The sequence below is a fragment of the Bradyrhizobium symbiodeficiens genome (genome assembly GCF_002266465.3).
Lineage (GTDB): Bacteria > Pseudomonadota > Alphaproteobacteria > Rhizobiales > Xanthobacteraceae > Bradyrhizobium > Bradyrhizobium symbiodeficiens.
The window spans coordinates 276,551-298,015 of record NZ_CP029427.2 but is presented as its reverse complement, the minus strand read 5'-3'; the positions used below and the strand labels follow the sequence as shown (position 1 = coordinate 298,015).

Annotated in this window: 20 protein-coding genes, 1 tRNA gene and 2 pseudogenes; 9 read left to right on the top strand and 14 right to left on the bottom strand. The window is 64.6% G+C overall.

Going from position 1 to position 21,465, the window contains the following annotated elements; all coding sequences use genetic code 11:
* The first annotated feature begins 46 nt into the window (after positions 1-46).
* The 5 genes from CIT39_RS01420 to CIT39_RS01400 all read left to right on the top strand — a co-directional run bounded on the left by CIT39_RS01420 (position 47) and on the right by CIT39_RS01400 (position 6,003).
* Complete coding sequence (locus CIT39_RS01420; RefSeq protein WP_094975907.1) at positions 47-763, top strand: prolipoprotein diacylglyceryl transferase family protein; 717 nt, start codon at positions 47-49, stop codon at positions 761-763.
* Positions 744-2,174, top strand: a complete 1,431-nt coding sequence (locus CIT39_RS01415; protein WP_094975908.1) for a radical SAM protein — start codon at positions 744-746, stop codon at positions 2,172-2,174. Before CIT39_RS01420 ends, CIT39_RS01415 begins: the two co-directional genes overlap by 20 nt.
* On the top strand, positions 2,171-2,440 hold the full coding sequence (locus CIT39_RS01410; RefSeq protein WP_162308837.1) for a hypothetical protein: 270 nt from the start codon (positions 2,171-2,173) through the stop codon (positions 2,438-2,440). The genes CIT39_RS01415 and CIT39_RS01410 overlap by 4 nt, the downstream gene beginning before the upstream one ends.
* A gap of 253 nt (positions 2,441-2,693) precedes the next feature.
* On the top strand, positions 2,694-4,520 hold the full coding sequence (gene typA, locus CIT39_RS01405; protein WP_094975909.1) for a translational GTPase TypA: 1,827 nt from the start codon (positions 2,694-2,696) through the stop codon (positions 4,518-4,520).
* Between the two features lie 235 nt (positions 4,521-4,755).
* Complete coding sequence (locus tag CIT39_RS01400; protein ID WP_094975910.1) at positions 4,756-6,003, top strand: flavin monoamine oxidase family protein; 1,248 nt, start codon at positions 4,756-4,758, stop codon at positions 6,001-6,003.
* Between the two features lie 104 nt (positions 6,004-6,107).
* Here CIT39_RS01400 and CIT39_RS01395 read toward each other — a convergent pair.
* Positions 6,108-6,514 (bottom strand): annotated as a pseudogene (locus tag CIT39_RS01395) (thiol-disulfide oxidoreductase DCC family protein).
* Positions 6,514-7,419, bottom strand: coding sequence for an alpha/beta hydrolase family protein (locus CIT39_RS01390; RefSeq protein WP_094975911.1), 906 nt, complete (start codon positions 7,417-7,419; stop codon positions 6,514-6,516). The pseudogene CIT39_RS01395 and the gene CIT39_RS01390 overlap by 1 nt, the downstream one beginning before the upstream one ends.
* 262 nt (positions 7,420-7,681) lie before the next feature.
* Between CIT39_RS01390 and CIT39_RS01385 the strand changes: the two are divergent.
* Together CIT39_RS01385 and ppa are read left to right on the top strand one after the other, a co-directional pair.
* Positions 7,682-8,190: pseudogene (locus tag CIT39_RS01385) on the top strand (N-acetyltransferase family protein).
* Between the two features lie 177 nt (positions 8,191-8,367).
* The gene (gene ppa / locus CIT39_RS01380) at positions 8,368-8,904 is read left to right on the top strand and encodes an inorganic diphosphatase (RefSeq protein ID WP_018318963.1); all 537 of its coding nucleotides are present in this window, start codon (positions 8,368-8,370) and stop codon (positions 8,902-8,904) included.
* A gap of 71 nt (positions 8,905-8,975) precedes the next feature.
* Here ppa and folD read toward each other — a convergent pair whose 3' ends face one another.
* Genes folD through CIT39_RS01365 form a run of 3 tightly spaced genes read right to left on the bottom strand, consistent with a single transcriptional unit; the run spans position 8,976 to position 10,520 of the window.
* Complete coding sequence (folD, locus tag CIT39_RS01375; RefSeq protein WP_094975912.1) at positions 8,976-9,860, bottom strand: bifunctional methylenetetrahydrofolate dehydrogenase/methenyltetrahydrofolate cyclohydrolase FolD; 885 nt, start codon at positions 9,858-9,860, stop codon at positions 8,976-8,978.
* A gap of 10 nt (positions 9,861-9,870) precedes the next feature.
* Entirely contained in the window at positions 9,871-10,215 is a 345-nt protein-coding gene (locus tag CIT39_RS01370; protein WP_094975913.1) for a DUF167 domain-containing protein, read from the bottom strand.
* A gap of 14 nt (positions 10,216-10,229) precedes the next feature.
* Positions 10,230-10,520 (bottom strand): YggT family protein, encoded by a 291-nt coding sequence (locus CIT39_RS01365; protein ID WP_094975914.1) that lies wholly within the window; start codon positions 10,518-10,520, stop codon positions 10,230-10,232.
* Between the two features lie 217 nt (positions 10,521-10,737).
* Here CIT39_RS01365 and CIT39_RS01360 point away from each other — a divergent pair.
* Positions 10,738-10,813: transfer RNA gene (locus CIT39_RS01360), tRNA-Ala, on the top strand.
* A 94-nt stretch (positions 10,814-10,907) separates the two neighbouring features.
* Here CIT39_RS01360 and CIT39_RS01355 read toward each other — a convergent pair.
* From CIT39_RS01355 to CIT39_RS01325, 7 genes are all read right to left on the bottom strand, one after another.
* Positions 10,908-11,720 (bottom strand): enoyl-CoA hydratase, encoded by an 813-nt coding sequence (locus CIT39_RS01355; RefSeq protein WP_094975915.1) that lies wholly within the window; start codon positions 11,718-11,720, stop codon positions 10,908-10,910.
* 112 nt (positions 11,721-11,832) lie between these two features.
* Positions 11,833-12,627, bottom strand: a complete 795-nt coding sequence (locus tag CIT39_RS01350; protein ID WP_094975916.1) for a glutamine amidotransferase — start codon at positions 12,625-12,627, stop codon at positions 11,833-11,835.
* A 121-nt stretch (positions 12,628-12,748) separates the two neighbouring features.
* Positions 12,749-13,528 (bottom strand): SDR family NAD(P)-dependent oxidoreductase, encoded by a 780-nt coding sequence (locus CIT39_RS01345; RefSeq protein ID WP_094975917.1) that lies wholly within the window; start codon positions 13,526-13,528, stop codon positions 12,749-12,751.
* A 240-nt stretch (positions 13,529-13,768) separates the two neighbouring features.
* The gene (locus tag CIT39_RS01340) at positions 13,769-14,257 is read right to left on the bottom strand and encodes a tellurite resistance TerB family protein (RefSeq protein ID WP_094975918.1); all 489 of its coding nucleotides are present in this window, start codon (positions 14,255-14,257) and stop codon (positions 13,769-13,771) included.
* A gap of 186 nt (positions 14,258-14,443) precedes the next feature.
* The gene (locus CIT39_RS01335) at positions 14,444-15,853 is read right to left on the bottom strand and encodes an adenylate/guanylate cyclase domain-containing protein (protein ID WP_094975919.1); all 1,410 of its coding nucleotides are present in this window, start codon (positions 15,851-15,853) and stop codon (positions 14,444-14,446) included.
* Between the two features lie 51 nt (positions 15,854-15,904).
* On the bottom strand, positions 15,905-17,275 hold the full coding sequence (locus CIT39_RS01330) for a cytochrome P450 (protein WP_094975920.1): 1,371 nt from the start codon (positions 17,273-17,275) through the stop codon (positions 15,905-15,907).
* A gap of 31 nt (positions 17,276-17,306) precedes the next feature.
* Positions 17,307-18,680 carry a hydrolase gene (locus CIT39_RS01325; RefSeq protein ID WP_094975921.1) on the bottom strand — a complete coding sequence of 458 codons (1,374 nt, stop codon included), beginning with the start codon at positions 18,678-18,680 and terminating at the stop codon, positions 17,307-17,309.
* Between the two features lie 186 nt (positions 18,681-18,866).
* Here CIT39_RS01325 and CIT39_RS01320 point away from each other — a divergent pair, with 186 nt between their 5' ends.
* A complete protein-coding gene (locus CIT39_RS01320) occupies positions 18,867-20,555 on the top strand; it encodes an MFS transporter (RefSeq protein WP_094975922.1) in 1,689 nt (562 codons plus the stop codon).
* 56 nt (positions 20,556-20,611) lie between these two features.
* Here the strand turns inward: CIT39_RS01320 and CIT39_RS01315 are convergent, their stop codons facing one another.
* A complete protein-coding gene (locus CIT39_RS01315) occupies positions 20,612-20,824 on the bottom strand; it encodes a cysteine rich repeat-containing protein (RefSeq protein ID WP_094975923.1) in 213 nt (70 codons plus the stop codon).
* Positions 20,825-20,992: 168 nt separating this feature from the next.
* On the bottom strand, positions 20,993-21,298 hold the full coding sequence (locus tag CIT39_RS01310) for a hypothetical protein (RefSeq protein WP_094975924.1): 306 nt from the start codon (positions 21,296-21,298) through the stop codon (positions 20,993-20,995).
* Between the last annotated feature and the right edge of the window lie 167 nt (positions 21,299-21,465).

The window sequence follows — 21,465 nt, the reverse complement described above, 5'->3', positions numbered from 1 at the left end:
CGGGCGCACTATCCCGCGCGGCTGGAACCTGGGCTAATATCCCCCCATGAGCGGGGCCTTTCTTCACACCGTCTTCGACATCCTGGCGTGGCTGGCGGCGGCGGCGGCCGTCTACTGGCTGTCGCGACAGCGCCTGCAGTTTCCGGCGCAATCCTTCGAGCTGCCCTATATCGCGGCGCTGGTGTTCGGCGCGGGCCTCGGGGCCTATCTGTTCGGCTCCGCCAATCTGTGGCTGTCGGGCGAGAGCGGCATTGCCCGCTCGGTCGAGGGCGCGATCGCCGGCGGCATCGTCGCGATCGAGCTCTACAAATGGTCCGCGGGGATCGCCGCGCGGACCGGCGCGCGCTTCGCGCTGCCGCTGGCGCTCGGCATCGCGACCGGCCGGCTCGGCTGCTACTTCGCGGGCCTCGACGATTTCACCTATGGCACGCCGACCGCGCTGCCCTTCGCCCATGATTTCGGCGATGGCATTCCGCGCCATCCGGTGCAGCTCTACGAGAGCGCAGCCATGGCGGTCTTCGCGCTGCTCTATGTGCTGGCGGTCTTGAACCGGAATGCCTTTGTGATCACCAATGGTTTCTACCTGGTTCTCGTTTATTATGGAGCGCAACGCTTTCTGTGGGAATTCCTGAAGCCCTACGGCACGCTGATCGGCCCCTTCACCCTGTTTCACCTGCTGTCGCTGTCCATTTTGCTCTACGCCGGCGTCATGCTGGCGACGGCGCCCAAAGCGAGACCCATGCATGAACGCGCCGTTGCGTAAGTCGCGGCCCTATATTTTCTGGGGGCAGACCCAATCTCTTTGCGAGACCTGCCTGAAGCTGGTGCCGACCAAGATCCAGATTCTGGACAACGAGGTCTGGTACGAAAAGCGCTGCCGAGAGCACGGCGTCCAGTCGACGCTGGTGTCGACGGATGCCGCCTATTGGCGCCTGTGCAAGGATTTCATCAAGCCCGGCGACCGGCCGCTGCAATTCCAGCAGCGCACGGAATTCGGCTGTCCCTATGATTGCGGTCTCTGTTCCGACCACGAGCAGCATTCCTGTCTGGCGCTGATCGAGATCACCGAGCACTGCAATCTGACTTGCCCGGTCTGCTTTGCGGACTCCTCGCCGGCACGAACGAAATTCACCCCGCTCGCGACGGTGGAGAAGATGCTCGACGCGCTGGTCGCGAGCGAAGGCGAGCCAGATCTCGTGCAGATCTCCGGCGGCGAGCCGACGCTGCATCCGGATTTCTTCGCGATCCTGGACGCCGTGCGCGCCCGACCGATCCGCCACGTCATGATCAACACCAACGGACTGCGCATCGCGCGCGAGAGGGATTTCGTGGCGCGGCTCGCCGAGAACAAGCGCGGGCTGGAGGTCTACCTCCAGTTCGATTCGCTGCAGCGCGACGCGCTGATCGACCTGCGCGGCGCGGATTTGCGAAAAATCCGCCAGCAGGCGCTGGAGAATCTCGAGCATTTTGGCGTGTCGACGACGCTGGTCGCGACCATCAAGCGCGGCGTCAATGATGCCGAAATCGGCGATATCGTCCGCCACGCGCTGACCTGGACATGCGTGCGCGGCGTCACCCTGCAGCCGGTGCAGGACGCCGGCCGCAACGAGAACTTCGACAAGAATACCGACCGCATCATGCTGTCGGAGATCCGCAAGCGCGTGATCGAGACCGGCGTGTTCGGCGACAAGGACATGATCCCGCTGCCCTGCAATCCCGAAAGCATCTCGATCGGCTACGGCCTGCGCAACGGCGAGAAGGTGCTGCCGCTGACCTCGTTGATCCCGCAGGAGCAGCTGGTCGCGGTGATGCCCAACACCATCAGCCCGGAGAAATATCCGGCACTGCGGGAGAAGTTCGTCGATCTGTTCTCGCTGTCGTCTGGGCCCCTGAACACCAGCGAGCGGGTCTGCGAACTGCTGTGCTGCCTGCCCAGCTTTCAGGTGCCGGAAGGCCTCGCCTACGAGAACGTCTTCCGCGTCACCATCGTGCAGTTTCTCGACCGCTTCAATTTCTGCGTCGGCAACGTCAAGCGCAGCTGCATCCATTTCGTGACGGAGCAGGGCGCGATCATTCCGTTCGACACCTACAATCTGTTCTACCGAAACGGAAAGATCGACGGCATCCGCGCCGCGCTTGCCGCGCAGGCGAGTGAAGGAGTCCTGCAGGCATGAGCATCAGCGACACACCGCCACCGGCGCCCCCGGGTCCGCCTCCCGCGCCGACGGAAAAGCGCAGCGGCTGCCTCACCGCGCTGATGGCGATTTTCGGGATCATGCTGCTGCTGCCCGGGATCTGCGCGATGCTGTTCGGCGGAATTTCGATATCCGACAGCGGCAAGATCGCCTCCGACATCGCGCCCCTGGTCTTTTTGGGCTTGGTCGTGGGGATCGGAGGGGTCGCCCTGATCTGGGCAGCCGTCAAGGGACGGCGCGGTTAGGCCGGTCTTCTCCTAACCCCCGGAGATTCCCGGACAAAATTCGATCAACCAACGGGCAAAGAACACATTGTTTTTTGGCCGTTTTTGCCTATATTGCGCCGCAACGCGTAGGCTGCCCGGTCGATATGGCCGGGCTTCCTTTTTGGGCGGAAAGCGCCCCGTTCCAGTCTTCCAGCGTTGTTTCGAGAAGAGGTCCCGGTCCGACCGGCGAGATCGCGCTTAACCCATTGTTCGAACGTAAAGAAGCTCACTCATGAACCTCCGCAACGTCGCCATCATCGCTCACGTCGACCACGGCAAGACGACCCTCGTCGACAAACTCCTCCAGCAGTCCGGCACGTTCCGCGAGAACCAGAAGGTGACCGACCGTGCCATGGACTCCAACGATCTGGAGCGCGAGCGCGGCATCACCATCCTGGCCAAGGCGGCCTCGGTGCAGTGGAAGGACACCCGCATCAACATCGTCGACACGCCCGGCCACGCCGATTTCGGCGGCGAGGTCGAGCGCATCCTGAACATGGTGGATGGCGCCCTGGTGCTGGTGGATGCCGCGGAAGGCCCGCTGCCGCAGACCAAGTTCGTGGTCTCCAAGGCGCTCAAGGTCGGCCTCAAGCCGATCGTCGTCATCAACAAGGTCGACCGCCCCGACGCACGCCCGACCGAAGTCATCAACGAGGTGTTCGACCTGTTCGCGGCGCTCGACGCCAGCGAGGAGCAGCTCGACTTCCCGATCCTCTACGGGTCGGCCAAGCAGGGCTGGATGGCCGACAGCCCGGAGGGTCCGAACGACAAGGGCATGGAGCCGCTGTTCGACCTGATCCTGCGCCACGTCGCCCCGCCGACGGTGGAAGAGGGTCCGTTCCGCATGATCGGCACCATTCTCGAAGCCAATCCCTATCTCGGCCGTATCATCACCGGCCGCATCTCCTCCGGCGTGCTCAAGCCGAACCAGCAGGTCAAGGTACTCAACGCCGAGGGCAAGCTGGTCGAGACCGGGCGCATCACCAAGATCCTGGCCTTCCGCGGTCTCGAGCGCACGCCGCTCGATGAGGCCGAAGCCGGCGACATCGTTGCCATCGCGGGCCTCACCAAGGGCACCGTCGCCGACACGTTCTGTGATCCGACCGTCGAGGTGCCGCTGCCGGCGCAGCCGATCGATCCGCCGACCGTGTCGATGTCGTTCATCGTCAACAACTCGCCGCTCGCCGGCACCGAAGGCGACAAGGTGACGAGCCGCATGATCCGCGACCGTCTGTTGCGTGAAGCCGAAGGCAACGTCGCGCTGCGCGTCGTCGAAGCTTCCGACAAGGACGCGATGGAAGTCTCGGGCCGCGGCGAATTGCAGCTCGCGATCCTGATCGAGACCATGCGCCGCGAAGGCTTCGAGCTCTCGGTGTCGCGTCCGCGCGTCGTGTTCCAGAAAGACGAAGCCACCGGCGCCACCATGGAGCCGATCGAGGAAGTCGTGATCGACGTCGACGAGGAGCATTCCGGCGTCGTCGTGCAGAAGATGAGCGAGCGCAAGTCCGAGCTGGTCGAGATGAAGCCGTCCGGCGGCAACCGCCTCCGCCTGGTGTTCTACGCGCCGACCCGCGGCCTGATCGGCTACCAGGGCGAACTGCTCACCGACACCCGCGGCACCGCGATCATGAACCGCCTGTTCCACGGCTACGCGCCGTACAAGGGCGAGATCCAGGGCCGCCGCAACGGCGTGCTGATCTCCAACGACCAGGGCGAAGCGGTGGCCTACGCCATGTTCAAGCTGGAAGACCGCGGCCCGATGATGATCGAGCCGGGCTGGAAGGTCTATAAGGGCATGATCGTCGGCGAGCACACCCGCGACAACGACCTCGAGATCAACGTGCTCAAGGGCAAGCAGCTCACCAACATCCGCACGACGTCGAAGGACGAGGCGGTGCGCCTGACCCCGCCGATCCGCATGACGCTGGAAAAGGCGCTCGCTTATATCGAGGACGACGAGCTCGTCGAGGTCACGCCGAAGTCGATCCGCCTGCGCAAGAAGCACCTCGACCCGAACGAGCGCAAGCGCGCCGAAAAGTCCAAGGAAGCGGTGGCGTAAGACCAGCGCTCTCGTGCCCCGGACGTAGCGCCTTAGGGTGGGCAAAGCGCAAGCGTGCCCACCACTTGAAGTTTTGATCGACAGTGGTGGGCACGGTGCAGAGCGCCTTTGCCCACCTCGCAAATCCGCTTTCTGAAATGCCGGATCACCCGCTCTCGTGCGCGGGCGCGCCGCACGAGCAATGACATTTCTGTGCTGTCGTTAGCGCGCATTACAGACGTGCTATAGCTCACCCATGAGTTCCCTCCCTTCCTCAGTCGACGTCGCGATCATCGGTGCCGGTGCCGCCGGCCTCGGCGCCGTGCACGCGTTGCAGGGCTCGGGCCTCTCTGTGATCGTGCTGGAGGCGCGTAACAGGCTCGGTGGCCGCGCGTGGACCGTGCAGGCCTCGCCCGAGGTCATCTTCGATGTCGGCTGCGGCTGGCTTCACTCGGCCGACAGGAACTCTTTCGTCGCCATCGCCAAGCGCTTGAATTTCGCGCTCAACACCGACCTGCCACCTTGGCGCGATCGTGCCTTTGGCGAGGTGTTTCCGGAACGAGAGCGCGACGAGTTCGCGCGCGAGATTGACGCGTTCTACGACCGCGTCAGCGAGGCTGCGGAAGCGGGCGCGGATGCGCCGGCCGAGCGATATCTCGAGCCGGGCAATCGCTGGAACCCGATGATCAATGCCGTCTCGACCTATGTGAATGGCTGTGAGCTCGATCGGGTCTCGATCCTCGACATGGACGCCTACGAGGACACCTATTTCAATTGGCGCGTCCGGGCCGGGTATGGTGCGCTGATCGCTGCCTATGGCGCCTCCTGCCCGGTGGTGCTGAACTGCAACGTTTCTCTGATCGACCATTCCGGCAGGCGAATTCGGATCGAGACGTCGTCGGGCACGCTCACTGCGGACAAGGTGATCGTCACGGTGCCGACCAACCTGATCGCGGACGAAGCCATCCGCTTCTCGCCGCCGTTGCCGGCCAAGGTCGATGCTGCGGCTGGCCTGCCGCTCGGCGTCGACGACAAGGTGGTGCTGGCGCTGGAGGACGCAGAAGCCTTTCCAAGGGAAGGCAATCTGCGCGGCGCGACCATGCGCACCGCAATGGGCACCTACCATATCCGCCCGTTCGGCCAGCCCTGCATCGACGGCTTTTTCGGCGGCACCTTTGCGCGCGACCTGGAGGGCGCCGGCGAGGGCGCCTTCGCCGCGCAAAGTATCGATGAAATCGCGGACTATCTGGGCAACGACATCCGCCGCAAGCTGAAGCCGCTCGCAGAGTCGCGCTGGGGCCACGACCCCTTTGCGCGCGGTGCCTATTCGCATGCGCTGCCGGGCCATGCGGGAGATCGCGCCGCGCTGGCCGCGCCGGTGGATTGCCGGCTGTTCTTCGCCGGAGAAGCGACGTCGCCGAATTTCTTCACGACGGCGCATGGAGCGCGGGACAGCGGGGAACGGGCGGCGAAGGAAGTACTGGCGGCTTTGCTCAGGCCGTAGCCACAAGCGCCGTCATTGCGAGCGCAGCGAAGCGATCCGGGCTGTCGCGGCGGAAAGATTCTGGATTGCTTCGTCGCTTCGCTCTTCACGGTGACAAGGAGGCACTATTCAAGCACTCGCGCCTGCAACTCCGCATCGGGACGAAGCACGCGTCATACTTCCCGAAGATGCGATAGCGGTTGTGCGCGACAAGGCTATAGACAAAATCGCGCAGCGGTTTCGGCACCGCGAATAGCGCGCGCACCCAGTTCCAGCCACGCAGCTGCGACAGCACCGTCAGCGCGGCGTCCGACTTCATGAACACCTCGCCGCCATGAAGAACGGCGTTGGTGTCGGGGTCCTCCGGATCAATCTCAAATGTCCGCGCGAGCCGGGCTCCATACTCCGACTGGACCGGCGTGAAACGAAACCGCTTCGCCGTATCGCGCGCAGCGACGAACCGCACCCAGCGCGAGCAGAAGATGCAGACGCCGTCATACAGGATCACGTCATCATCGGGCCACTTGCTCATCAGCGGTTGTCCTGTCGCTTCACAGGCGCCACAGGCTGGTTCAGCACGCGATCGAGTTCGGTCCTCGCTGCGTCGACGCCGGCCTCACTCTCGATCATCCAATGCCCCTCGCTGCCGACGGCCGGCAAAGTGTGGAAGTCGACCTTGCCGCCGCTGCCACGAAACGCATCGGCCAGCGCTCTCGAGAATGCCGGCGCAAAATAGCTGTCATTGGTCGCAACGAGCCACGTGACGGGAATCCGCGCGCCCTTGCCAAACTCGGTCGCGGCCGCAAGAAGCGTGTGCTTCGCGCAGATCCGGTTCGGCTCGTCGTTGGCGTGGCCGCCACGCCCCGGCGCAAACGCGATGATGGCCGAGATCGCCTTCGGATCGACATTGGCGAGCGCCAGCGCACCCCAGCCGCCGGCGGAATGGCCGAGCACGATCGCGGCATCCTTGCGAATGAAATCCTGCTTTCGCAAGAACTCCAGCGCGAGCCGGACTTCCTCGGCCGTTGCACGGCCCGAACGCGCATAGTCCGCCTCATCACAGCCGCCCTGGTCCTCGACATAGCGGCCGCCGGTCGCACCATGGCCGAGCCGCTCCGGCACCAGCACGGCAAAACCGCGCGCGACGAGAAAGGCGGCGAGCGGACGGTATTCCGGCTGCGGCATTTGCGCTCGACGCAAGGTATTCTGCGTCGAGGCGTGCGCGACGACCGCAAGCCGGAACGGACCTGCACCAGTGGGGCGAAACAGCAGGGCACGCGCAGCAATATCGGTATCCGGCGACGGCACGAGCCACGTTTGTCGGCGAAACGGTTCGCCCTCCTCGCCCGATGGGCCAAACGTGACCTGGGCGCACAGAGGCGCAGTCGACAAGGCCAGCAGAGCCAGGAGCGCTAGGATGATGTTGAGAAGCCGCATGAATGGCCGGAGGCGAGAACAGCGACAATCAGACTAGTCGGAACGAATCAGTATCGGCAGACTTTCTGCGTTGCCATTGCCGCTCATTCGTTGCCGCAGAGGGAGTTTTGCACCGACGCGTGGCACGCCGGTGCCATTCGAGTCGGCGTCTTGTCTTTTTTCGATACAACATGGTTAGGAACTGATGCACAAAATCCACACGTTAACCGATAATTAACGATAGGTCTTGCCGCCGGCGCGGCGACTTGGTTTGATTGCGCCCATGAGCACAACCCTGATCGAGGTCCGGCCGGCCAAAGCTGCAGATGCAACTGCGGTGGCGTCAACTCATGACGAAGCCTGGCGCTCGGCCTATCAGGGCATTATTCCCGGCGCCGAGCTGGAAAAGCTCATCAACCGCCGCGGCCCGCAATGGTGGGACAGTGCGATCCGCAAGGGTAGCCGCGTCAGCGTGCTGGTGTTCGGCGACAAGATCGCAGGCTACGCCAATTACGGCCGCAACCGCGCCCGCAGCCTGCATTTCGACGGCGAGATCTACGAGCTTTACCTGCGCCCCGAATTCCAGGGCCTTGGTTTCGGCCGCCGCCTGTTCGCCTCTGCCCGCCGCGACCTGATGCAGAGCGGGCTGAAGAGCATGGTGGTGTGGGCGCTCTCGGACAACGACCCTGCGACCGAGTTCTACCGGGCGCTGGGGGCCGTATGGTGGCACGCTCCTCGGAGCGATTCGGGCCGAAGTCGCTCGACAAGGTTGCCTTCGCCTGGACCAATTGAGCTGCTGAAAGCTTATCCGGCAGCGTTTCCCGTCCGTCGATACCGTTGCCTTTGAGCCGGTGATCTCCGGATTCATTATTTCACAAGAACACGATGGATCAGCGGGCCAAGCCCGCGTATGACAGCGCCAAAATCGCTGCCGGGCGCGATTTACCCTCGGCAACAACGGAGCCTTCAATGCGTATCGATGCGATCTCGATCGGGAAAAACGTACCACACGAAGTCAACGTCCTCATCGAAGTCCCCGTGGGCGGCGAACCGATCAAGTACGAGATGGACAAGGAAGCCGGCACGCTGGTGGTCGACCGTTTCCTCTACACGCCAATGCGTTACCCCGGTAACTACGGTTTCATCCCGCATACTTTGTCGGATGACGGCGACCCCTGCGACGTCCTGATCATCAACACCCGCGCCATCATTCCCGGCGCCGTCATGAGCGTGCGCCCGGTCGGCGTGTTGTTCATGGAAGACGAAGCCGGCGGCGACGAGAAGATTCTGGCGGTGCCGTCGTCGAAGCTGACGCAGCGCTACGACAAGGTGAAGTCGTATTCCGACCTGCCCGACATCACGCTGCAGCAGATCCAGCACTTCTTCGAGCACTACAAGGATCTCGAGAAGGGCAAATGGGTGAAGATCCTGCGCTGGGGCGGCCCGGAGGACGCGCACAAGCTGATCCTCGAAGGCATGGATCGCGAGAAGAAGAAGAAGGGCTGAGCCTCTGGGCGCCGGCTCAGCAGCGCACCGCTGAAGAAGCGCTGCGCTGCGTCCGGGGCACGAGAGTTCAGCTACACCGCCGGCTTCGGTAGCTCGGCAATCGCGCAGGCCGCACGCAGCGTATTGACCAGCAGGCACGCCACCGTCATCTGACCGACGCCGCCCGGCACCGGCGTGATCGCGCCGGCAACCCCAAGTGCTTCCTGATAGGCGACGTCGCCGACGAGGCGCGTCTTGCCGTCTTCTTTGGGTATCCGGTTGATGCCGACGTCGATCACGGTCGCGCCCGGCTTCAGCCAATCACCGCGCACCATCTCGGGCCTGCCGACCGCGGCATAGACGAGATCGGCCTGCTTCACGAGGCCGGGCAGGTCGCGCGATCGCGAATGCGCGATCGTCACCGTGGCGTTCTCGTTCAGCAGCAATTGCACCAACGGGCGGCCGACCAGGTTGGAGCGGCCGATGACGATGGCGTTCATGCCTTCCAGCGAGGCGTGCACGCTCTTGGTCAGGATGATGCAGCCGAGCGGCGTGCAGGGCGACAGTGCCTCGAAACCGCCGGCGAGCCTGCCGGCATTGTTCGGATGCAGCCCATCGACGTCCTTGGCGGGGTCGATGGCGTTGACGACGGCTTCGGTGTTAAGCCCCTTCGGCAGCGGCAGTTGCACCAGAATGCCGTGCACGGCCGGATCGCGGTTGAGCTTTGCGACCAGCGCCAGGAGATCTGCCTGCGAGACGTCGGCCGGCAGCTTGTGCTCGAACGAGGCCATGCCGGCGGCCTGGGTCTGGGTGTGCTTGGAGCGGACATAAACCTCGCTGGCGGGGTCGCTGCCGACCAGCACGACCGCCAGGCCGGGCACCAAATTGTGCTCGCGCTTGACGCGGGCGACCTCCTCAGCAACGCGGGCCCGAAGTTCCGCGGCGATGACTTTTCCATCGATGATCTCAGCGGTCATGTCAGTTCCCTCAGTCTTTCGCTTGGCCCGAGACCAGCTGGCGCAGGGCTTCACCGAGCCGTGTCGGATCGCCGTCGACCGCGATCTGCTTCAGCCGCGAGGTGGCGCCGGACAGGAGCTTTACGCCGGCCTTGGGGACGCCCAGCGATTTCGCCAGCAGGACCAAGACGGCCTTGTTGGCCTCGCCACCATCGGCGATGGCGCGCACCCGCACCTTGAGCACGCTGCGGCCGTCGGAGAGCTGTTCGATCCCGTCGATGCCGTCGCGGCCGCCGCGCGGCGTCACCCGCAACGCGATGCTGATGCCTGCGGCCGAATAACGCCAGGGTTCCTTACAAGCTTCGTTGGCAACCAAGGGCTCCAGCCCGCTCAGACCACGTTCGGGTAGATGTAGTACAGGATCACCCGCTCGATGAACATGATGAGCAGGATCAGGATGATCGGCGAGATGTCGAGACCGCCGAGACTGGGCAGGAAATTGCGAATCGGCGCCAGCACCGGCTCGGTGATCCGGTACAAGAACTCCGCCACCGCCGACACGAACTGGTTGCGCGTGTTCACGACGTTGAAGGCGATCAGCCAGGACAGGATCGCGGAGGCGATCAGCAGCCAGACGTAGAGGTCGAGCACGATGATGACGATGTCGAGAACGGCACGCATGATTTGAAAGACTCTGGCTTTTGAAGACTCTGACTATCGAACTCTGGCTGCGGTCGGATTGACGCCTTTTGCTAGATATCGGTTCCCCCCCGCCCAAACAAGGGAAGTCGGTGCCCCGAATGGCTAAAACCGCCTTACACCCGTCCTTGACTTGACCTTGGCGGGGACTTAAATGGCGCCCGGTTGTCGGCCGCATTCACCAGAGTGGCCAGCAAACGGGGCCATAGCTCAGCTGGGAGAGCGCGTCGTTCGCAATGACGAGGTCGGCGGTTCGATCCCGCCTGGCTCCACCACGCTTCGCCCTTCGGGCTACGCGTGGCGCACCCACGAGGAGCCCGAAGGGTGAAGCGTGGTGTCCGGCAAAGCCCGACTTTTCCAGACAGCCCCCTACCTCCCCGTAAACCGCGGCGGCCGCTTCTCCATGAAGCTCGCAACCCCCTCCCGGAAATCGCTACCAGCCAGCGCCACCATCATCTCCCGGTTTGCCTCGATCGTTGCCTCCGCCAGCGTCTGGAACGGCACCTCGTAGAGCTGGCGCTTGATTACGCCCATTGCGCTCGGCGAGACGAAATCGGCGAGGTCGCGCGCATAGGCATAGGTCTCCTCGCGGAGTTTTTCGGGCGAGCAGAGCCGGTTCACCAGGCCGATCCGCAACGCCTCGTCGCTCGGCACGCGCCTTGCCGATAGCAGCAGATCCATCGCGTTGGCGTGGCCGACGATGCGCGGCAGCATCCAGCTGATGCCGTGCTCGGCAATCAGGCCGCGCCGCGCGAAGGCGGTCGTGAACACGGTGTTGTCGGCGGCAAAGCGCAGGTCGCAATAAAGCGCGTGCACGAGGCCGATGCCGGCCGTGGCGCCATTGAGCATGGCGATCACAGGCTTCTTGATCGACGGATAGAAACCGTAGCGCGTCTGCCAGTCCGGACGCCGGTTCATGTCGAACGGAGGCAGATTCGTTGCGCGCCTGACGTCATCGGGGTCGAGCCCCTTCAGCGCGTCCATGTCGGCGCCGGCACAGAAGGCGCGGCCCGCGCCGGTGAGGATGATGACGCGGACATTGTCGTCGGCGCTCGAGGCTTCCATCGCGTGGCGTACGTCGCGCTCCATTGTCGGCGTCCACGCATTCATGCGGTCGGGGCGATTGAGCGTGATGGTCGCGATCTTGTCGCTCACCTCATAAAGAATGTGCTCGTAGGCCATGACGCTCTCCCTTTGTCTTCCGGCACGCATTGGTGCGCGCTCGTTGGCAGAGAGCCTAGCATATCCAGAGAAGAGGCAAGGGCTTGCGCCAAAGACCCGCGCGAAGGCGGAATTACTCGGCGGCCTGCGCCAGCACCGCACGGCGTGCCAGCCAGCCATTCATGAAATGGTCGAGCCAGGCGCGCTCTGCGGCGTCGTACACGGCACGATCGGCGAAGTGATGATGCCGCTGCCGCGCACCGGGCGCGCTGAAGCCGTCATAGCCGCGCGTGGTCCAGCGATGCATCATCGCGTAGGTCACGTCGGGATGAAACTGAACGCCGAAGGCATTGCCGGCACGGAATGCCTGTACCGGGAAATCGTCGCCTTCTGCCAGCAGCTCCGTGCCGACCGGCAGCTCGAAGCCCTCGCGATGCCAGTGATAGACTTGGGCCGGCCAGGCCGGGCAGAGCGCGTGGCCCGCGGCTGTGGGCCGGATCGGGTAGTAGCCGATCTGGGTCAGGGCGTCGGCATGCGGGGCGACGCGCGCACCGAGCTGCATCGCCAGCATCTGAGCCCCAAGGCATATGCCGAGAAACGGCCGCTGCTCGCGGAGCGGAATTTCGATCCAGTCGATCTCGCGGCGGATGTAGTCATCGGGATCGTTGGCGCTCATCGGCCCGCCGAAGATCACGGCGCCGGCATGCCGGTCGAGCGTCTCGGGCAGGGGATCGCCGAAGCGCGGACGGCGGATATCGAGGCGATGGCCGAGTGCACGGAGCGCGTTGCCGACACGGCCCGGCGTCGAGGATTCCTGGTGCAGGATAATCAGAACCGGCAATAGGGTTTCAGAGGTGGCGGCGCCTGGCGTCCTTCTCGGGAAGGGCACCAATTCTGCGCCAACAAACCTGTTCGTCCGAAACGACATGGCCTCTGCGAGTGCTATCAGTTCAGACCGCCAGCATAACTAAGCGATCGTTAATTTCGTGTGAGTTCGCGCACACATCAAAACCGAAGCAAGCTCCGGGCCAATACGGGCGCTTCGAGACCTAATGCCTCTGCCTCTGGAACCGACTGGTGGCAGCCAGGATGAAGCCCCGCGGGAAGAAGCGCAGCGCAAAGGGCACAATCTTGATGCCGAAACCGGGCAGCACTGCCCGTTTGTTGGCCATCAGGCCACGATAGGCCTCCCGTGCAACCTCGGCGGCCGAAACATTGAGAAGCGCCGTATCATGTCCGGAGCCGACGCCGGCACGCGCCTGGAATTCGGTGGGCACGGGACCCGGGCAAAGCACGGTGACGCGAACGCCGCGCGGCGCGAGCTCGGCCCGGAGCGCTTCGGTGAAGGAAATCACGTAGGCCTTGGACGCATAATAGACGGCCATGCCGGGACCGGGCAGGAAGCCTGCGACCGAGCCGACATTGAGAAGACCGCCCTTGTTCCTGATGAGCTGATCGGCGAAGCGCAGCGACAAATCCGTCAGAGCCCGCACGTTGACGTCGACAATCCCGACCTGCTCGTCTCGATCGCGCTCGATGGCATCGCCGAACACACCGAAGCCGGCATTGTTGACGAGGTGATCGAGCTCGACGCCTTCGGCGGCCAGCGCCGCCGCGATCGTCTCACCGGCGCCGGGGTTCTCGAGATCGCAGGCAATCACGATCGGCTTCCTGCCGCCCTTGGCGGCGAGCTCGTTCGCGAGCGCCTCCAATCGATCCGCGCGCCGCGCCGTCAATGCGAGGCGATGTCCATTGGCGGCAAACACGCGCGCCAGCTCCGCACCTATGCCCGCCGAAGCACCGGTGATCAACGTTACCCGCTCGGTCACGATAGAAGTCTCTCGAATTGAAGTTCTTGGCCCCGCAAGTTCCTGGCCCCGCAATGGCGGAACGAGAGCACAAGCCGTGCGCGACAGGCAAGCGGCGTCGGCCGCATGGCCGCTTGAGCGGGCGACAGGGGGAGCAGGAAACCGGGTATTTACGGATGAATCCGGAGCCGGACGGGCGGCACCTACATTAAAGTTTCGCCATGTGGTCAGTACAACCGGCCATCCGGCGGTTTGCGCGGATCAGCCGCCGACGGCGCTGTCCTTCACCTGACCAGCGGCGCGCTCAGCCACCGCATGCTTCAGGTCGATCCGGTCGCGCTGGGAGATTCCGAGCAGGTCGGAGGCGCGCCAGACGACGTTGTCTTCAAATTCGGAGACCTGGCCGTCGGCATAGACCAGCTCCCACATCATCCGGACGATGCGCTTGCGGCCCTCTTCGTCGAGCGAGCGCATGATGACACTGGTGAAGTGATAGAGGTCCACCGCCTCGCCCTCGACCTGGGTGGCGTCCGCAATCAGGCGATCCGCAGTGCCGCGATCGAGCCCAAAATGGCTTTCGATCAGGCTGTGCAGCTTGCGCTGCTCACCCGCGCTCGGCTGGCCGTCCAGCGAGACCACGTGGACCAGCAGCGCGGTGGCAGCCAACCGATAATCGCTGTCACCGAAGGTGCGGTTCTGGTCGTGGGGGGCGACAATGTCGGCGATGAATTGGCGCAGGCCGTCGAGCATAAGGTCCTACCGAAATTGATACAGCCGCGAAGCGCGGCCGCTACCAGCATTATATGAGCAGGAAACTCAACCGGCGCAACGTGCGTCAGTTCCGCGCGCTGCATTACGTTTCCGCAATCTCGGTGCCTCATTCACCGTCATGGCTGGCCTATTCCAGGGCGGCTTGGAGCCGCCATCGACCATCCCTCAAGGAATCTCGTACACCACCATCTTGTCGGCGATGCCGCGCAATGCGGCCTGCTTCTGGATCGGCCTGATCTCGCGCTGCTTCAGCACTTCCGCCACGGCCGGCGCATCGAGCACCGGGCCGGTGATGTGGATCTCCTGCGCGGTCGACAGGCTCTGCACGCGGGCGGCGATGTTGACGGTCTGGCCGAAATAATCCTGCCGCTCGTTGAGCATCACCGCGAGGCAGGGGCCTTCATGGATGCCGATCTTGACGATGAGATCGTCGGTGCCGCGCCGCTTGTTGAGCTCGTCCATCGCCGATCGCATCCGCAGGCCCGCGACGATGGCGTGCTCGGGCCGGACGAAGGTCGCCATCACGGCATCGCCGATGGTCTTCACCACCGCGCCCTTCTCGGAGGAAATGATCTCGAGCAGCGCATGGAAATGCGCACGCACGAGATCGAACGCGGCGAGGTCGCCGACGCGCTCGTAGAGCGCGGTCGAGCCCTTCAGATCGGTGAACAGGAAGGTCAGCGACGTGATCTGGAGCCGCTGATCGAGACTGAGATTGTCCGCCTTGAACACATCGCGAAAGGTCTGGTTCGACAGCATCCGCTTGGCGGTGAGGAACGGCTTGCGCTGGCCGATCAGATGGTGGAGCGCTTCGGCCGCGATGAACACCGACGGCAGCACGCGCACGCCGGCCTGGTTCTCCAGCGACAGCCGCAGCGGGCCCGGCCGCATGGTCGTGGTTCCGGTCGGGGCCTGCATCTTGTTGTACATAATGGCGAGTTGCTGGCGGTCTTTGGTCGGCTCGCCCTGGACGTCGATGAAATGGGCGGCGTGCGTCACCGGCTCGAAAATGATGACGAAGTCACCAGGCAGTTGCAGCGACATGGTCGCCTTCTCGCCGGCCGGCAGCTCCATCGTATCCAGCGTCACCTCGTTCGCCAGCGTCGCGAACGAGTCCTTGTTGAAGTCGACGCCGGAGCTCCAGAACACCTGCTTGAAATACTCCCACACCGGAAGCGTATCGGGGTCGTGCGCCGCGATGCGCCGGACCCGCGGATTCACGGTGAAGGAGACCTCGACCTGATCGTCGACGGAGGCCTTGTAGCCGCAAGCGCAGAGCGCGCAGTGATAGTCGTCGGGCTTGAGCGCCTTCAGCGTCGTATGCGCGCCGAGCACGCCGCCGCAGCCGGGACACAGTACGTTCCAGCCGAGATCGAAAAGCCCGAGCCGCGCCGCATGCAGGAAGGCCGAGATCGCGTGTTCTTCGTCGACGGCATGCTGCGTGGCGAAGTCGAGGACATTGACGCGGTTGAGCTCGTGATCCTCGCCGTCCTCGATCAGACGCGCAATCGCATCGACCACCTTGGCGTCGGCGGTCTGCTTGAGAACGGAAAACTGGGCCTGAATGTCGCTCATGGCGGGACTCTATCTAGGGTGGATCACGCCATCGGCCAGACGAGGAGCCCGTCACCGACGTGTGATGCGGAACATGGGTGAGTGGTCCGGCTGGGTCGTGACGACGCCCAGCGGGATCACGGGATTCGCCTGGTCGGCGAGCTCGACCCGGAACGCGCCGATCAGCCGGGCCAGCGCCAGTACGGATTCGGCTTGCGCGAACGGCGCGCCGATGCAGACGCGCGGCCCTGCGCCGAACGGCAAATAGGCGAAGCGGTCCGGCGCCTCCGCCGACATGAAGCGCTTTGGAATGAACGCGTTCGGCTGATCCCATAGCTTCTCGTGCCGATGCAGCAGCCATGGCGCGATCATGATGATGTCGCCCTTGCCGATCTCGATTCCGGCCGCATTGTCCTTTTCGCGTGCGGCACGCGCGACCAGGAAGGCCGGAGGATAGAGCCGCATGGTCTCGTCGATCACGGCACGGGTGAGTTTCTGCCGGTCGATGTCGGCCATGCTGTCGAGATGCTCGCCGCTCGTCCCGGACGCCACTTCCTCCTGCGTATCAGGATCGAGCGCGAGCAGATAGAGCGCCCAGAACAGCGCCGTCGCCGTGGTCTCGTGACCCGCCAGGATCATGGTCGCGACCTCGTCGACGAGCTGCTCGTCGGAGAAGCCCTTGCCGGTTTCCGGATCGCGCGCCGCGTCCATGAGATCGAACAGGTCACGCGGCGGCGCGCCTTCCTTCTTGCCGGCAGAACGCCGCTCGGCGATCAACATCGCGACGAATTCGGTCCAGCGCTTGCGGAAGCGGGCGCGGGCAAAATCCATCGGGCTCGGCCACGACACCGGCAGCAGCATGTCGAGGAAGTAGGGCCGTCCGAGCCGGGACGCATATTCCACGATGAAATTGCGCAAGGTCGCGCCATGCCGGTCCATGCCGAACGAGAACATCGTGCGCCCGGCGATCTCCAGCGTCATCCGCTGCATGATTTCGCGCAGATCGACCGGCGCGCCCGTCTGCGTATCGAGCTTGGCAATGGTCTCGTCGAGCACCGCCGTCATGTGCGGCACGAGGTTGGCGGTGGCGCGCGGGGTGAAGGCCGGCGCGAGCGTGCGGCGCTGGAACGTCCATGAGTGACCTTCCGCGATCAGAAGACCATCGCCCAGCACGGGACGCAGCATGCGGATGCCCGCCGGCGTGCGCGTATAGTTCTCGTAATTGGTGAGCAGGACGTGCCGGATTGCATCCGGCTGGTTCAGGATGAAGCTGTTGTGGAGGAAGAAGCGCCCCTTGATGACGTCTTCCTCATAGGCGGGCTGCCCCCACGTCGCGATCATGTTGTGCCGGATCACGGCAAGCCGGCCGAAGAAGGACATGTCGTCGGGCGCACGCGGGGGCGCCGGAGGGATGATGGGCCTGCGCACGCTGGCGATGTTCATGGCTCTCTCCCGATATGACGCAGGCAAATAGCTAGTAAGTCAGCTCGGCAATCGCAATCCTGTTCTCCGGGGCAGGCCAGGCACGCGCCACAATTCGTTCTTCGCCGAACTCGGCCACGATTTTGCGCCCAACCCCGCCGGCGGGAAGCCGCAGGGTTGCTGCCGAATCCGTGGGCACGCCCGGCTTGACGTCGGCCGGCTCCTTTCCGTCGAGCAGCACCACATCCCGCGGCAGGCCGAAATAGCCCCTCGGCCGCGACATGATCACGACAGCTGCTGCGTCCTTGTCAGCAGGCCCCAGCGGGCGCGCGGCGCGCAAATGCACGACGTCGGAAGAGCGCGGGAAAGGCGAGCGGTAGATATGCGTCGTCGGCGCGTCCGGCGATGTCAGCACGAATTCAAGCGACCAGGCGGGATCGACCTGCGCCGGCCCCCAGCGGCCATCGGCACCGGTCTTCGCGCTGTGCAGCGCACCGCCGTTGCGCTCTCCGGTTTCAGGATCGACGCGAAAGATATCGATGGTTGCGCCCGTCACCGGGCGATTGGTCGGCACGCCGCCCGGCGTCCCCGTGACAAGGCCGCTCAGCCGCACGCTTGGGTCCGGCATGATCGCAATGCGCGCGGGCTCGCGACCCGCGATGAATTTGTAGATCTCGCGGAAGGCGCGCGGATGGAACGCCACCTCGCGATGGTCGAGCGCGCCGAGCACCAGATTGGTGGCGCCCTTCAGCTCCGGTCCTTCGACGGTGACACCGGTCGACGTGCCGGGCTTGCCGATGAAACGGCCGTCGGCCTGGGCGTATTTGTCCATGCCGTCGCTTCGCAATGTGAGGAAGGCGACACCCGGCGTCACCTCGCTCTCGCCCTCGTTCAGGCCGCGCAGGAATACGCCGCGGCCGTTGAACTCGTTGTTGGGCTGGTCGTCGGTGGCGAACACGCCGTGATTGGGCGTGCCGCACAAGACGGCATGGCTGACATCGCCGGCGCCGCCGTTCTTGATCACGTTGCGGATCGCGTAGCCGCCGCGCGAGCTGCCGACCAGCGCCACGCGAGGCGCACCCGTGCGGCGCTTCAGCTCCGCGATCGCAGCGGCAAGCTCGCGGCGCTGGTCCTCGGTCGAGGATCGGTTCGCCTGCTCGACCTTGTCGTCTGTGCGCGCATTGGGATCGGTGAAATTGATCGCCATCATGCGATCGCGCGCGATGCCGTTGGATTCCATCCGCCACAGCGTCGTCATCCAGAGCGCGTCGTAGTCGCCATTGCCGTGGACGAACAGGATCGGCGGCACCTCGGTGCCCGGCGCCGCGGCGGGCGCAGATTGGGCCCATGCGCCCGTCCGCAAGCTCGCAATTGCGAAAGGCAAGCTGCCCGCCCCCTGCAGGATCGTCCGTCGCGACAGCTTCATATGTTCCTCCCGGCAAACCAATTCTTTGCACCGCTTATAGCGGCCTAACCACTGGACAGCGAATGACTTTCGCAGGCATCACTGAATTTGCCGGAATCGCCCGGGATCACTCCAAGACCATTTCCCAAGACCATCTCCCAGGACCATTTCCGAAGACCATTTCTGCCAGCCCGTTTGGAAGGGGATATGACCGAGCAGACTAACCGCCAGAAGATCGCCGCCGACGGCATCACCGCGCCTCTGCGGTACACCGTGTTCCGGCGCATCTGGCTCGCCAGCCTGCTCTCCAATCTCGGCCTCCTGATCCAGGGCGTCGGCGCGGCCTGGGCGATGACGCAGATGGCGGCCTCGGCGGACAAGGTGGCGCTGGTGCAGACCGCCTTGATGCTGCCGATCATGCTGATCTCGATGCCGGCCGGCGCCATCGCGGACATGTATGACCGCCGCATCGTCACCCTGGTCTCGCTGATGGTTGCACTCACCGGCGCGACGGCTCTGACGGTGCTGGCCGGGTTCAACCTCATCACCCCCGAAGCGCTGCTCGCCTTCTGCTTCGTGGTGGGCAGCGGCAACGCGCTGTTCGGCCCGGCATGGCAGTCTTCGGTCAGCGAGCAGGTGCCGCCCGACGCGCTGCCCTCGGCCGTTGCGTTGAACGGCATCAGCTACAACATCGCCCGCAGCTTCGGTCCCGCGGTCGGCGGCGTCATTGTCGCCTCGCTCGGCGCTGTGGCCGCGTTCGCCTGCAACGCGCTCCTCTATCTGCCGCTGCTGGTGGTGCTGCTGCTGTGGCGCCGTAACACCGAACCATCGCGCCTGCCGCGGGAGAAGCTCAACCGCGCCATGGTGTCGGGCTTCCGCTACATCACCAATTCACCGCCTATCAAGATCGTGCTGCTGCGCACGCTGGTGATGGGCCTGATCGGCGGCGCGATCATGGCGCTGATGCCGCTGGTCGCGCGCGACCTCTTGCATGGTGGTGCACAGACCTACGGCATCATGCTCGGCGCCTTCGGCATGGGCGCGGTGATCGGCGCACTCAACATCCACGAATTGCGCAAGCGCATGAGCGGTGAGGCCGCGATCCGCGCCTGCACCATCTCGATGGCGTTCGCGATGGCCGCCCTCGCAGTGAGCACCGAGCCGGTGCTGACGGCGACGGCGCTGGTTTTGGCCGGCGCGGTCTGGATGGCGGCGATCGCGCTGTTCAACATCGGCGTGCAGCTCTCGGCGCCGCGTTGGGTCGCCGGCCGCTCGCTCGCGGCGTTCCAGGCCTCGATCTCCGGCGGCATCGCCATCGGTGCCTGGGGCTGGGGCCATCTCACCGACTATGCCGGCGTCGAGGCCGCGCTGCTGACGGCGGCAGGCCTGATGCTGGTCTCGCCGCTGCTCGGGATCTGGCTCACCATGCCGCGCGTCGGCGCCCGCAACGAGGACGCTGACGTGCTCGCCGATCCCGAGGTCAAGCTGTCGATCACCGGCCGCAGCGGGCCGCTGGTGGTGGAGATCGAATACCGTGTGTCCCAGGAGAACGCGCGCGCCTTCCACAACGTGATGCAGGACGTGCAGCTCTCGAGGCAACGCAACGGCGCCTATGGCTGGTCGATCGCGCGCGACATCGCCGATCCCGAATTGTGGACCGAGCGCTATCATTGCCCGACCTGGTTCGACTACTTACGCCAGCGCAACCGCTCGACCCAGTCCGAACGCGCGCTGCACCAGCAGGCGATCGCTTTCCACATCGGTCCCGAGCCGGTGCGGATCCGCCGCATGCTGGAGCGTCCGTTCGGCTCGGTGCGCTGGAACGAGGAGACGCCGGATCGTGCGAGTGCCGAGGTGCTGCCGGTGGTCGCCTCCGCGGCGGGAAGCAGCACGTAACTCTCGTCATTCCGAGCTCGCGCCTTACGGCGCGCCCCGGAATGACGAGGGTGTGTTTACTGCCCGTGCTCCTTGAGCACCTTGTCGCAGCCCTTGCTGAGTCGGGCGCGATTCTCTTTCAGGCAGGCGAGCACGGCGCCATCGCCATTGTTCATCACGGCGCGGCAGAAGCGGGTGACGTCGCGCGCGCAGGCATCGTGGCCCGGCTGCTGCGCGGATGCGACCGATGCGCCGAGGAGCAAAGGAAGAATGAAAAGAAATCTGGTCATCGTGTAATGCCTCTTGCCCGGACGAACGTGCGGGCGAAGCTAGTGCGACGATCCCTCAGCCGCAACGGCTTTGTTGTCGGGCTGCAATGGCGCCGCCGCGTTGCCCCGGCTCGATGCCGGGGCCTGTCGCGAGGGGAGCCAACCGACGCAAGACAGTGTTGCGTGCTGTTACTGGCTGTCCTGGGCGTCAGCGACCTTGCGCGAAGCGCCCTTGGCGAGATCCTTGTCCATGACGGCGCGGCAGCCGGTGCTCAGATCCGCGCGATGCTTCTTCATGCACGCCGTGATCTTCGGGATGTTGGGGATTTCCGACGAGCACAGGCGGAAGGCGTCGCCGGTGCACTGCTGCTGCGCCTCGGCCGAAAAGGCGAAGCTCGAGGTCGTCGAGACGAGCGAGACGATGGCGGCAAAGCCGAGGGCCAGGCTGGTGTCGCGGATACTGGCAGAGAAGGACTTGGTCAGAGACTTGGTCATTTGAAGCTCCCATTGGCGCCGTCGCAACGGCGCCCGTTGTTGATGGGAACCACGATGCTCCATCAAAGCAGTTTCCACTGTGATGACGGTCACGCGAGCCCCTCCCTCTGTGACTTCTGTCACTTTGGCGCACCTCGCTGAAATTCCTCCGCAACCGTTGTCGTGTT